The 11,688-nt window shown below is 48.6% G+C and carries 18 protein-coding genes and 1 other RNA gene; 10 read left to right on the forward strand and 9 right to left on the reverse strand.

The annotated features are described in order from the left end of the window. Positions 1-24: 24 nt before the first annotated feature. Both HRH59_RS18875 and HRH59_RS18880 read right to left on the reverse strand, forming a co-directional pair. Entirely contained in the window at positions 25-372 is a 348-nt protein-coding gene (locus tag HRH59_RS18875) for an RnfH family protein (protein WP_173502816.1), read from the reverse strand. Then, a complete protein-coding gene (locus tag HRH59_RS18880; protein WP_173502817.1) occupies positions 365-808 on the reverse strand; it encodes a type II toxin-antitoxin system RatA family toxin in 444 nt (147 codons plus the stop codon). Before HRH59_RS18880 ends, HRH59_RS18875 begins: the two co-directional genes overlap by 8 nt. A 106-nt stretch (positions 809-914) precedes the next feature. On the opposite strand from HRH59_RS18880, the gene smpB reads away from it, so the two are divergent. After that, positions 915-1,397, forward strand: a complete 483-nt coding sequence (gene smpB / locus HRH59_RS18885; RefSeq protein ID WP_173502818.1) for an SsrA-binding protein SmpB — start codon at positions 915-917, stop codon at positions 1,395-1,397. Positions 1,398-1,544: 147 nt separating this feature from the next. After that, positions 1,545-1,905, forward strand: a transfer-messenger RNA (tmRNA) gene (ssrA, locus tag HRH59_RS18890). Positions 1,906-1,956: 51 nt separating this feature from the next. On the opposite strand, the gene HRH59_RS18895 is transcribed toward ssrA, so the two are convergent. Beyond that, positions 1,957-2,373 (reverse strand): organic hydroperoxide resistance protein, encoded by a 417-nt coding sequence (locus HRH59_RS18895; protein ID WP_173502819.1) that lies wholly within the window; start codon positions 2,371-2,373, stop codon positions 1,957-1,959. 175 nt (positions 2,374-2,548) lie between these two features. Between HRH59_RS18895 and HRH59_RS18900 the strand changes: the two genes are divergently transcribed. After that, positions 2,549-2,998, forward strand: a complete 450-nt coding sequence (locus HRH59_RS18900) for a MarR family winged helix-turn-helix transcriptional regulator (protein ID WP_173502820.1) — start codon at positions 2,549-2,551, stop codon at positions 2,996-2,998. 331 nt (positions 2,999-3,329) lie between these two features. Then, the gene (locus HRH59_RS18905; protein WP_173502821.1) at positions 3,330-4,169 is read left to right on the forward strand and encodes a PEP-CTERM/exosortase system-associated acyltransferase; all 840 of its coding nucleotides are present in this window, start codon (positions 3,330-3,332) and stop codon (positions 4,167-4,169) included. On the opposite strand, the gene glsB is transcribed toward HRH59_RS18905, so the two are convergent. Together glsB and HRH59_RS18915 are read right to left on the reverse strand one after the other, a co-directional pair. Then, complete coding sequence (gene glsB / locus HRH59_RS18910; RefSeq protein ID WP_231702571.1) at positions 4,166-5,098, reverse strand: glutaminase B; 933 nt, start codon at positions 5,096-5,098, stop codon at positions 4,166-4,168. The two genes, HRH59_RS18905 and glsB, sit on opposite strands and share 4 nt — an antisense overlap. A gap of 115 nt (positions 5,099-5,213) precedes the next feature. Beyond that, positions 5,214-5,804, reverse strand: a complete 591-nt coding sequence (locus HRH59_RS18915; protein ID WP_173502822.1) for a YqaA family protein — start codon at positions 5,802-5,804, stop codon at positions 5,214-5,216. 149 nt (positions 5,805-5,953) lie between these two features. Between HRH59_RS18915 and HRH59_RS18920 the strand changes: the two genes are divergently transcribed. Beyond that, complete coding sequence (locus HRH59_RS18920; protein ID WP_173502823.1) at positions 5,954-6,748, forward strand: acyl-CoA thioesterase; 795 nt, start codon at positions 5,954-5,956, stop codon at positions 6,746-6,748. A gap of 24 nt (positions 6,749-6,772) precedes the next feature. Continuing rightward, positions 6,773-6,931 carry a Rho-binding antiterminator gene (locus HRH59_RS18925; RefSeq protein ID WP_173502824.1) on the forward strand — a complete coding sequence of 53 codons (159 nt, stop codon included), beginning with the start codon at positions 6,773-6,775 and terminating at the stop codon, positions 6,929-6,931. Positions 6,932-7,133: 202 nt separating this feature from the next. On the opposite strand, the gene HRH59_RS18930 is transcribed toward HRH59_RS18925, so the two are convergent. Next, positions 7,134-8,414 carry an ADP-ribosylglycohydrolase family protein gene (locus tag HRH59_RS18930; protein WP_218573560.1) on the reverse strand — a complete coding sequence of 427 codons (1,281 nt, stop codon included), beginning with the start codon at positions 8,412-8,414 and terminating at the stop codon, positions 7,134-7,136. Positions 8,415-8,769: 355 nt separating this feature from the next. Here HRH59_RS18930 and HRH59_RS18935 point away from each other — a divergent pair, with 355 nt between their 5' ends. From HRH59_RS18935 to HRH59_RS18945, 3 genes are all read left to right on the forward strand, one after another. Then, on the forward strand, positions 8,770-9,012 hold the full coding sequence (locus tag HRH59_RS18935; protein WP_173502825.1) for a type II toxin-antitoxin system ParD family antitoxin: 243 nt from the start codon (positions 8,770-8,772) through the stop codon (positions 9,010-9,012). Next, positions 9,005-9,304, forward strand: a complete 300-nt coding sequence (locus tag HRH59_RS18940; RefSeq protein WP_173502826.1) for a type II toxin-antitoxin system RelE/ParE family toxin — start codon at positions 9,005-9,007, stop codon at positions 9,302-9,304. Before HRH59_RS18935 ends, HRH59_RS18940 begins: the two co-directional genes overlap by 8 nt. Positions 9,305-9,405: 101 nt before the next feature. Continuing rightward, positions 9,406-9,837: a hypothetical protein gene (locus HRH59_RS18945; protein WP_173502827.1), complete on the forward strand. Its 432-nt coding sequence runs from the start codon at positions 9,406-9,408 to the stop codon at positions 9,835-9,837. Positions 9,838-9,849: 12 nt separating this feature from the next. Here the strand turns inward: HRH59_RS18945 and HRH59_RS18950 are convergent, their stop codons facing one another. From HRH59_RS18950 to HRH59_RS18960, 3 genes are read right to left on the reverse strand one after another with little or no spacing between them, the layout of a single operon-like run. Continuing rightward, positions 9,850-10,143, reverse strand: a complete 294-nt coding sequence (locus tag HRH59_RS18950) for a CcdB family protein (RefSeq protein ID WP_173502828.1) — start codon at positions 10,141-10,143, stop codon at positions 9,850-9,852. Then, positions 10,143-10,373, reverse strand: coding sequence for a type II toxin-antitoxin system CcdA family antitoxin (locus HRH59_RS18955; protein WP_173502829.1), 231 nt, complete (start codon positions 10,371-10,373; stop codon positions 10,143-10,145). The genes HRH59_RS18950 and HRH59_RS18955 overlap by 1 nt, the downstream gene beginning before the upstream one ends. Positions 10,374-10,419: 46 nt before the next feature. Further along, entirely contained in the window at positions 10,420-10,752 is a 333-nt protein-coding gene (locus HRH59_RS18960; RefSeq protein ID WP_173502830.1) for a hypothetical protein, read from the reverse strand. A 286-nt stretch (positions 10,753-11,038) separates the two neighbouring features. Between HRH59_RS18960 and dgt the strand changes: the two genes are divergently transcribed. Further along, a partial coding sequence (dgt, locus tag HRH59_RS18965) for a dGTP triphosphohydrolase (protein WP_218573561.1) occupies positions 11,039-11,688 on the forward strand: 650 nt, incomplete at its 3' end.

Below are 11,688 nucleotides of genomic sequence, written 5' to 3' on the forward strand. Positions count from 1 at the left end.
GCCACCTCCTATGGAGGTGGATTTTTACTCTGTAGCGCTTTTTACTTCGTGTGGCCGGCCACCGGTTACTTTATCTGCACGGCCCTCTTCTTTGGCTTTTTCGGCGCGGCGGCGGCGTAAATCTTTCGGATCCGCAATCAGCGGCCGGTAAATTTCAATTCTGTCACCGGCTTTTAGCGGCTCGTCCGGTTTTACCGGCCGGCTCCAGATCCCCACCTTTTGCACGTTAAGGTCAATGTCGGGGAATTGCTGCAAAATGCCCGACTGCTCAATCGCTTCCTGCACCGTGCAGTTTAGGCCGACCGACAAGGTTAATAAACTTTGGCGCTCCGGCCGGGCATAGGCTACCTCTACCGTGATTTGTTCAGCCATGATTAACTCCGTACACCTGTTTTGCCCGATGCGTAAACGCATTCACCATTGATGCCGTTAACTCTGCGAAAATTTTGCCAAAGGCAAACTGAATAAGCTTGCTGGAAAATTCAAACTCCAGCTTCAAAATAACCTTACAGGCTGTCTCACTTAGCGGCTGAAATTCCCAACCACCGTGCAACTGCTTAAACGGGCCGTCAACCAGTTGCATGGCAATACGCTGATTAGCATACAAAGTATTGCGGGTAGTAAAAGTATGACCGATACCGGCCTTGGAAACCGTAAGTGATGCCACCATCTCTGTTTCAGACTGACTGACTATACTGGCAGAGCTGCAACCGGGCAGAAATTGCGGGTAGTCAGGTACGGCGTTGACTAAGTCAAACATCTGCTGCGCACTGTAAAAAACCAACGCACTGCGCTCAATTTGTGGCATACTCTATCCCCTTTAAATCCGCCGCCGATTGTAACAGAATAACGCGCTGCAACAAGGCTTGAGCCATCGCTGACCAATAAAACAGAGCTGCGACAAATAACCAATTATGAGTAAAAAACAAGTTAGTAAAAACAAAAACGGCACCATAGCGCAAAACAGAAAAGCACGGCACGAGTACTTTCTGGAAGACCGCTATGAAGCCGGTATGGCGCTGCAGGGCTGGGAGTTAAAAAGTATCCGTGAGGGTAAAGTTAACCTGTCTGACTCTTACGTCATCTTACACAATGGCGAAGCATTCTTGCTTGGCGCACAAATTCAACCGCTGAACAGTGCCTCCAGCCATGTGGTATGCGACCCGGAGCGCAGCCGCAAGTTGCTGCTGCACAAACGTGAGCTGGATAAACTGGTTGGCTTAAAAGAGCGTGAAGGTTTTACCCTGGTCGCCACTGCGATGTACTGGAAAGCCTGTTGGGTAAAACTGGAATTCCACCTGGCCAAAGGTAAAAAGACCTTTGATAAGCGTGACGATATTAAAGACAGAGACTGGTCACGCGAAAAAGAACGCATGATGAAGCACTCTAAGCGTTAAATCACGGCTTGAACTTTTTGTCGTGCAGCCCCATCTAAGCTGTGCGACATTAAAAAACGGTGAAGGTGCAATGCTTGCTTGTGTAACAAGCCTCAGCTGCGTACAATAGCCAAACACTATGGTGTGTAAGTGTTCCATACAGAATTCGGGGCTGATTCTGGATTCGACGGGATTCACGAACTCCTAGGTGCATGCCGAGGTGCGGTAGGCCTCGTAAAAAAACCGCAAAAAACTAGTCGCAAACGACGAAACATACGCAATCGCTGCTTAATAGGCAGTAGATAGCTCTTCCCCTCACGCATGTCTGTAAGCTGAGACTCTGGAAGATCACCCCTAACAGAATCGCGTCGCGTCTTCGCCTGGAGACAACACGTTAAAACCAATCAGGCTCGCCCGACGATAGCCTGCCATTCGGCGCTCATAGGGTTAACTAAATGAATGTGCTAAGCATGTAGTACCGAAGATGTAGGTTTTTCGGACGCGGGTTCAACTCCCGCCAGCTCCACCAAATAGCAACAGGCCAGCAGAAATGCTGGCCTTTTGTTTTTCTGCGCTTAGCTTACACGCTTACGTGTAAACGTACGTCGACATTACCGCGGGTGGCGTTTGAATACGGGCACACCTGGTGCGCTTTTGCCACTAAATCGTCTGCCGCGGCTTTATCCATGCCTGGCAGGCTAACGAATAAATCCACGTCCAGGCCAAAACCGCCCTCTATCTTACCGATACCCACTTCAGCTCGCAGGCTAAGGTCAGATGGCAGGCTGATTTTTGCGGCACCGGCAACAAACTTCATTGCGCCGATAAAACAGGCCGAATAACCGGCAGCAAATAACTGCTCAGGGTTAGTAGCACCACCAGCACCACCCAGCTCTTTCGGTGCTGACAGCTTAACGTCTAATAAGCCATCGTTAGATTTAGCTGCACCATCACGGCCGCCGGTTGACGTTACTACTGCTTTATAAAGAATATCCATGGTTATTTCCTCAGTTAAGGTTAGTTGCCGTTAGCGAACACCTGCATAATAGATACAATTAACCTTGCATGCAAGATATTTGCATATAACTTTATTGCCTGAAATATAATTTCCGGTGCTATAACGCAGCCGGTTAACTTTGGTACACTTGGCTAAAATTGCCGGAAGAATACAGATGAACAAAACCTTACCGCTGGAAGATCAACTGTGCTTTGCGCTGTACAGTGCCTCAAACGCTGTGGTGCGGCTGTACCGGCCATTACTGCAACCGTTCGACTTAACCTACCCGCAATACGTAGTACTGTTAGCCTTATGGCAACAGGATGATATCAGCCTGGGTGAGCTTGGCAGTAAAACCCTGTTCGACTCGGGCACCTTAACGCCGCTGGTAAAAAAGCTGGAAAGCAAAGGCTGGCTAAAACGGCTGGCGTCTGCACAGGATGAACGGGTAAAGAAAGTCGTATTAACTGTTACCGGCAAAGCGCTGGAAAACGAGGTTGCAGCCGTAATGCCGGCACTACGCTGCCAAATTTCACTCAGCAACGAGCGCTTAATTCAGTTAAGAGCGCTGGCACGGCAGGTTCAGCAAGATATTCAACAACTTGAGCAATGTGCCAGCCGCTAAATTTAAGCGCTGCCGCATACATTCGCTGTTTTGCTCAGGCGACAACTGAATAACCGCTGAATAACATTTAATTACAGTCGTTAAAAAGTAAAGTTTTTTTCTTGTATTAAAATCATCCATTTAGCGCTGAAACCCCGTAAAACGGCGCTTTTAAGCCTTTTTCAGGTTTGACGTAAGCGCTAATCAAACGCATAGTAATTCCTGCCTGTGGTTTTGCAACGGAACTGACTGCGTATATACCCCCGGAATTGGTGTTTTCAGGCATAGCTTTCACACAATTTACATATGACTACCTGACAATAACGGTGGCATTAACCTTTTGGGGCGCGCGATGACTTTGCTTTGTGCAGTAACAAATACTGCTTTTATCCCATGGCTGGAGCCGGCGTACCGGCCCGTTGACCGGGCCGAAACAGCATTACAGTATTTTCCGCATTTTTTTCAAGCCAGCCTGGCACGCAGCGCAGCACAGCAACGCGATATTTTTCGTTTACGCCACAAGGTATATTGCGAAGAAATGGCGTTTGAAGCCTGTCGCGATAACAAGTTGGAGCAAGACAGTTTTGACAACCGCGCTTTACACGCCGCTATCCGGCACTCTAACAAAGATAAACTGGCCGGCACGGTAAGGTTAATTACCTCCGCCTCCAAAGACGAGTTACTGCCGATAGAGCAGCATTTCGGCCATTGCATCACCAATCCGGTGTTAACACCGCATAATTTTGACCGCCGCCACATTTGTGAAATTTCCCGCCTTGCAGTACCGGCAGAAATCCGCTGTAAGCAAAGCGTGATGTCAACCGGGCCTATTGCCAGCGTTAACACCCGCGAAAGCCAGTGCCGCAGTGCTGTGGCAGTATCATTGTATCTGGTTGCTATGCTGATGAGCCTGCAGTCGAAACGTCATCACGTCTTTGTAATGATTGAACCGGCTTTAGCCAGAGTATTAAAGCGTATCGGTATTCACTTTCAGCAAATCGGCGATGTTATTCACTTTAACGGCAAACGTGCGCCCTACTACATCGATGCCAGAACCACCTACGATACCCTGCAACACGACTATGTCGAGCTGGGTAAAGTGCTGGCTCAGCAGTTGTTTAATGAAGCCGCCGAGGCAGATACTGCACAGGACGCAGTTACCGGACAGCTTTGCTTCAGTGCTGCCGGTTAAAACAGCGACAACCCCAGTTCATCGGCCAATTGCTGAATTAACTGCATGGCCACCACCGAGTTGCCAAAGCGGTTTAACGGCGGGCTCCATGCGGTTATTACGCCAAATTGCGGCACTATCGCCACTATAGCGCCACCAACACCGCTTTTGGCCGGCAGGCCGACTTTAAAAGCAAACTCACCGGACTGATCATACATACCACTGGTAGATAAAATAGCATTTACGCGGTGTGCATCGCGCCGGCTGCAAACTTGCTCGTTACTGTGCGGCTGTACACCGCGGTTGGCTAAAAACAATAACGAGCGTGCCAGTTGTTCACAGTTAATGGCCGTAGCGCATTGGTGAAAATAATGCTCCAGCACTTGCGGCACTTCCGCTTCAATATTGCCGAAACTTTTCATCAGATACGCCAGGGCTGCATTGCGGTTGCCGTGTTCTAATTCAGACAGATACACTTGCTGGTCGGCATAAATGGCTTCTTCCGCGGTTAAACGGCGTAAAAAGGTTAAAAAGGCGGTTTTGCTGGCCGAGTAATGGCTAACCAGCACATCGGCCACCACTATGGCACCGGCATTAATCACCGGGTTACGAGGTATCCCCTGCTCCCACTCCAGCTGCACGATAGAATTAAACGGCTGACCGGAGGGCTCCATATTTACCCGCTGCCACAGCTCATCGCCCAGCCGGTTCATCGCCATCACCAGACCAAAAATTTTCGAAATACTTTGCAACGAAAAGCTCTGCTGTGCCGCACCGGCACTGTGCAGCCGGCCATCCAGCGTAGCCACAGCTACTGCAGCCTGCTGCGGTGCTACCTGCGCCAGCGCCGGAATATAATCGGCCACTTTGCCGCTGCGGTACAATGGCTGGCACTGCGCTAACATGTGCTGCAACAAGGCACTGAGATCGGTGGTGTTCGTTATCGGCAAGGCTGCCTCCTGCGCTGTTCTCTATGCCGGCAGTATGCCACAGCAGCAAAGTAACCGGGACATTTTGCCGCTTTGCATCAGCACTGAATTTCTGTTGATATAAGCGGCAGCATGGCTAAATAACAAAGGCAAATAACAACCAGGCGCCGGCTACTGCCAGCAACGCAGCACCAAGCTGGCGCGAATAGCGCTTCCACAGCCGCAGCGCCGCGTCGCCGGCCAAATGCACTAACAGCACCAAACCGTAATAACGCAGCGCCCGCGACAACGTAACCGCAAGTAAAAACAGCAGGAAAGAATAGCCGGTAGCACCGGCTGCCAGCATCGCAATTTGTAACGGCGTAGGTGTTATTCCCACTGCCACTATCGACATAAAGCCGTCACTGCGTATTTGTTCAGCGAAGCTGTCATAAGCCTGCATGCCGCCAAACAGCTCAATTAAGCTATCGCCCCATTGCTCCATAGCCAAAGCGCCTAACCAATATCCCAGTGCCGCAGCCGTAATATTGCCGGCTAAAGCTACTGTGGCAATAGTCCAGCGCCGGCGCGACTGGCTTAGCATCCACGGAATTAAAATGGCTTCAATGGGGATGGGAATAATCAGCGTTTCTGCCATGGACAGCGCAAATAACAGCGGCAGCGCAAAGGCAGATTTATCCAAACGCTCCAACCAGGTTTGGGCTGATAATTCTTTGGCATTAAGCATTGTGTTGCTACCTCTTCGCAGGTCGGCTGTAAAGCCACATAAAAACACAAGGATAAGCTATAAGGCGGACAGCGGCACTTTTATTAACTAATCACAACCGCTGCGGGGCTGATATAATGCCGCTTTACAACACAACCGGAGTATTTAACATGCATTTTTCTCAGGTAATGCAACAATTCGGCACAAATAAGCCCGACAGCCTGACCATTGAAGTGCCGCCGGCATGGGGTCAGGGCCGCGCCGTATTTGGCGGCATGGCTGCAGCCTTAGCTATGGCGCATTTACTGCCGGTTATCCCGCAAGATATGCCGCTGCGCTCAGTGTCGGTCTCCTTTGTTGCACCGTTAAACGCCGGCCCGGCCGCAGTGCAGCGGCGCATCTTGCGCCAGGGCAAGTCGGTGATACAAGCGCAGGTAGATATTGAACAAGACGGCCAGGTGGCACTGGTGCTGCTGGCCAGTTTTGGTGCGCCGCGCCCCTCTGCCCATCAGCTTAATGCCGACACCGCGCCGCAGTGGCCGGCCGCTAACGCCCTGACGCTGCCCAAACAAGGTCCGGTACCGGAGTTTACCACTCACTTTGATTACCGCATTAGCCATGGCCAACTGCCGTTCAGCGCCAGCCCGTTGCGTCAACTGGGTGGTGATATCCGCATGGCCGGAAGCGAGAGCAGCCAGGCCGGTGTGCTGGAGCTGCTGGCATTAGTCGACGCCTGGCCACCGGTTAGCCTTACCCTGCTTAATCAGCCGGCACCGGCCAGTTCACTAACCTGGACGCTGGAATTTATCGCGCATGATGTGCCGTTCAGTAACACCGACTGGTGGCGCTATCTGGCCGAAATTGAATACGGCGCCGATGGTTATCATCATATTGCCGCTCAACTATGGCAACCCGATGGCAAACTGGCCGCCATCAGCCGCCAAACGGTAACGGTATTTGCTTAGGAGAGCAGTAAGCTTAAATGCGACTTGCATGATTATATTGAAATTGTCTGCCTGTACCATTATCCGCTAAAGCTGACGCTAAGCTCAGGTGCTGTGCTTAGCGGCAAAGCCCTGACCACGCGCTATAACCAGCAGCGACAGGAATGTTTGCTAACCAAGAGAAAAGATAGCAAAAACCAGTAAAACCGTTTTAACCCCAACAAAATAGATATCTAATTAAATATATACTTTTCAAAAAAGATAAAAACGATATCGGAATACGACATTACCGGAGGGCACTGTGCTGCCGGAAGTAACGGTAGCTAAGCCGCATTTACAGCAAGTACAGTTTAAGTAAGTCTGTCTTGAGCCAGGGTAGATGCGACCCTTGGAGCACTTTCTTAAATCACAATGCACCAGCTGTAGCCGGCACATATAAAGGAATGTGCCAGCATTGTGTGCCCGCCATTACTTTTTCGACACCTTTTGGCTGCATGTGCTGTATCACAACCTGATCGACAATAGCAGTGGCCATTTTTGCCATATTGTTAAAGTCATCAATACCATTGTTGGCAAAACCTTTACGGGTTCGGTGAATATTAAATTTTGCTGAAAAACGTCTGCCAAAAGCATGCTCTACCCCTCGCTTACCGAGAATAAAACCATAAAGCCCGCCCCATGTCGCTGCAGGGTTATCTGAATCCCACCCGGCAAGTACAGCAATTTTAATGGTCTCCAGCATATCGCCCTCACCGTAAAACAAGCTCACAAGGCTGGCAGCAAAGTTTATTCCTGCTGCAAAACAACCATTGCAATAGAGCTTTTTACGGCTTATCTCATAGCCATCTTCTTCCTGCAGCTGATAACGCTGATACAGCTTATCTCTGGCTTCTTCCCAACGAATGCCCGATTGATACAACGATAAAACAAAATCAAACATCTTTGCCGGATATTGGTTTGGCGGCAGTTCAGCCCTGGCTTTTTGCGCAATCTGTATTATCTGCGGTTGAATCTGCTTACTGGTGTCAATACCGGCTGCCAGCGCGTGCATCACTACATAAAAGTTAGCGATATCTGCCGCTTCGCCGTAAGCTGTTGTGCGTATGGGTAAATACGCCAACGCAGATGCAATATCCGGGCGAAAAGGCGCCAAAATACCAAACATTTCAGTGGTAAGCTGGGCATCAATCATATCGTAGTGCGGGTTATAAGCTGGCATGCCGGTAAAAGGTGGCAGGACCCCTTGCTGCATTAAATCAAACGCTTGCTGATTCGACACCCATAAAAAATTCTCTGGCTTACCATCAGCTGTTTTGAATGGTGTGCCAGCATCAGTATAAATATGCGATAACCAGCCGTTACGAACTTGCTCAGCGCTTAGCAAAGGTTGCTTTGTGTCATGCATTAATTTCAGATAAATATACTCAATATCGCTATCATCATCCGAGCCCCAAATGTCTTCTTCGCCTGCCACTACCCAATCAATGGTCTTTGATAACTCGCTTGGAATACCCTGCCCCCAAATGCTGGGTTGATCTTCAGCTTGCCAATCGTCGCGTGTATAAAACACACCGGCCGGCCCCTCGCCGCCAATTTTATCCATTTCGGTTACCAGACCAGTCCAGTTACCGATACTCAGCCCCAGCCAAAAACCATGAACTTTATCGGCATAATCCCGCTTGTACATCAGGCTTGAACCTGCGGGCACCTGCCTGCATACATCCGCGGCTGCAACAGGCAGCGCTGCTGAACCCACAGCTAAAACCAACATCAACGCCAATGGAATAAAGCCCAGTTTACTATAGGAAAAACGCATAAAACCTCAAAATGTAAGCGCTAACAACTATTATGTTATGCAATAACTTGTAGCTTAGGTCAAGATCAAGCCCGGCCAGTTCACTAACCCGAACGCCGGAATTTATCGCGCTGCCGGAAGTAACGGTAGCCAACCCACATTTGCAGCAAGTGCGGTTCAACTAAGTTTGGCTTGGTTCAGGGTAGATGCTACACTTTGTGTGAACTATTCACACAGAGGCTAAGTTATGGCCAGAACTACCAGCGTTACCATAGGCCCACAACTTGATGACTTTGTCAGTCAATTGCTTGAATCAGGCCGCTATGGCTCAACCAGCGAAGTAATGCGCTCAGCCCTGCGCTTACTCGAGCGCCAGGAAAACCAAATGGCAGCCCTAAGGCGGGCGGTTGCCGCCGGTGAACAAAGCGGAGAAAGTGATTTAACCCTAAGCCAGATTGCCGACAAGGTGAAGCAAAAGCACCATGTATAAGCTGTCGAAGCTTGCCGCAGCAGACTTCGCCAGCATTTATGAATATACCTTGCTTAACTTTGGCGTGCGCCAGGCCGATGCCTACACCAAAGAGCTGGAATACGTGTTAGGTCTGTTGTCTGAATCGTCTCTGATGGGGCAAGAGCATACGGATATTGGCGAAGGAGTTCGCCGTCATGATCACCAGCGCCATGCCATTTTTTACCGCAGCCGCCAGCAGGAAATATTTGTGCTGCGGATATTACACCAGCAAATGCAAGCCACCCGGCACTTGTTTGAACCACCACTTTAGTAAGCGCTTGTAATTTTATCCTGAAAGCTCAAGCGCAACTTTCAAGGCCTGCCCCCGGGGGCTCGCACCACCTTTACCACCTACAGTAAGGACTCCGCTTTATGTCCAAAATCCTGCTCACTGCGCTTTTCGGCCTATTAAGCACAACTGCAAACGCCAGCCTCACACAACTGGAACTTAGCTGTAACTTGATCCCGCTTGATTATCCCGGTTTTAGTCTGGACGACATACAAGAACGCACAGTAATACTGGATGCAGCAAATCCTGCTGCCAAGCCACTGTTTATACTAAAAGACCATACATTTATCGTTAGCGTTAACCGTACCGATATTACCGATATACCGCATATTCTGGATTTTTACCTGGAGGTACAGCCACCAGCTCCGGCTGCGCCGGTAAGAGCCTATAGTGCATCATACTTCAGCCCGGGCACAGGCAAACATCACAGCAGGCTGGAACTGCTGCATTATGGTAATAAAGCTGAACCCTATCCCTCGGGCCAGCTGGTATTTGAATGCCAGCAGTATCAGTGAAACATGATTTTCTTAGAAGCCGTCTATCAGCAGATCAAGCCCTGCTTTAATTTGCTGGCGGTAACTTTGCAAGTTGATTTCCGTAGCTTTTAAACGCTTGGCCGATACAGAAGCAATATCCAGCAAGTCGATATAACAGGCTTGTTCTTCGATGGTGATGGGTATTTGGAACTGGGTTAACAAGGAAACCGTTGTTTTCGGTTTAATCAGCGCTACCAGCAAAACATCTATATTGTGAAACAAGGTATTGGTTAGCACCACAACCCGCTGCTGCTCTATCCGAGCAACGCTAAATTGCTGCAGCACTATATCTGCCCCAGCCGCTCAGCAAAGGTGCCCTGTTCAGCAATTTGCTGGTTATAGGCTGCTATCGCATCGGCATTTTCTGCCTGCCACAACTCAGCTTTAGCCTGGCTAACCGCTTTACGTAAAGCCTGCTCTAAAACCACAGACGGGCTAATGTTGAGTGACTTAGCCTCTGCCAGCAAAGCTGCATCCACCGAAGTATTGCAAGCTGCTTTTGTCGTTTGGTTCATACTCAAGCTCCGCTGTTAGTTGATAAGCAGCAGTATAGCGCAAATTTTATGCGCATATAACTTGCGCATATTTTACTAAGCTGCAAACTGCTGCGTTAACCGGCTTGGTGGTTACCGTATTTTTAACGCTGCCAACCGTAACGGGTTTAGCGGGAATATTGGTCAGCACCAAATCTTTTACCGGTGCAGGTATCGGGTTTTGGCAGTGATTATCAAATTCGCGCTTCGCACTTTGGTAGTTATGGCTATTCGGCTGATTGGAGAACTGCACCATCTGGTGCTGCAACAGCAAACACGCGCCCTCGGTATATTGCTTTTGGCCAAAGGCCAGCGGGGAGATAAGCAGTAATAGCGGTAAAGTAAAACGCATCCAGCGCATAAGGCGTCCCTGAAATGTGGAATGCTGATGCTAGCAAGAGAAGGATTGCGCGGCAAGTAGCATATGCCTGAGTGATTACTATTAACTTTGAAAGCCTGACTTAGGCGGGCTTTTAAGGTTATCACGATATCAATGGCACTGACTCTATTAATTTTAAACTATCATTTTCCAATCTATTTAATTGCTTGACCTTTTATCAAAAAGGGGTAATTTTGTGGATTATGATATTGATTTTTTAATCATATAATTAAAATATTTTTTACGAAAAATTACTAAGGTATATTCGATGACACAACCAGTTATGAAATGGGATGCATTGTTAAATACATCGAGGTTGAAAGATAAACCGCCAAAGACAGAGGATGGTAGAACACCTTTTAATTCTGATCACGACAAGATAATATTCTCAGGAGCATTTAGACGTCTTGCAAAAAAAACTCAAGTTCATCCATTGGCAACAAATGATCATGTGCACAATCGTTTAACTCATAGTTTAGAAGTTTCATGTGTGGGCCGAACACTTGGTATTCGGGTTGGGCAAAAACTGAGTCAGAATAGCCAACTTCCAGATTCTATTACACCGTCAGATATCGGAGATATAGTAGAAGCTATCTGCCTTGCTCACGATATCGGAAATCCTCCTTTTGGACACTCTGGTGAAGAAGCTATTAGAGCTTGGTTCAAAGGAAAAGGTGAAATTTTCATTAAGAGCCTTGACCCACAACATAAAGGAGATCTTGAGAACTATGAAGGTAACGCTCAAGGATTTAGAATTTTAACGACTTGCGAAGGCTATCAGTATGAACATGGCATGAGACTTACATACGCTACTTTAGCTTCTTTTATAAAGTATCCATGGACTTCTTTAGATAGCTTGACTAAGAAAGAATTTACTAAAGAGTGTAGTGGTCAACTAATTCCGGACAGTAAATTAGA

The organism is Rheinheimera lutimaris (assembly GCF_013283795.1).
GTDB lineage: Bacteria > Pseudomonadota > Gammaproteobacteria > Enterobacterales > Alteromonadaceae > Alishewanella > Alishewanella lutimaris.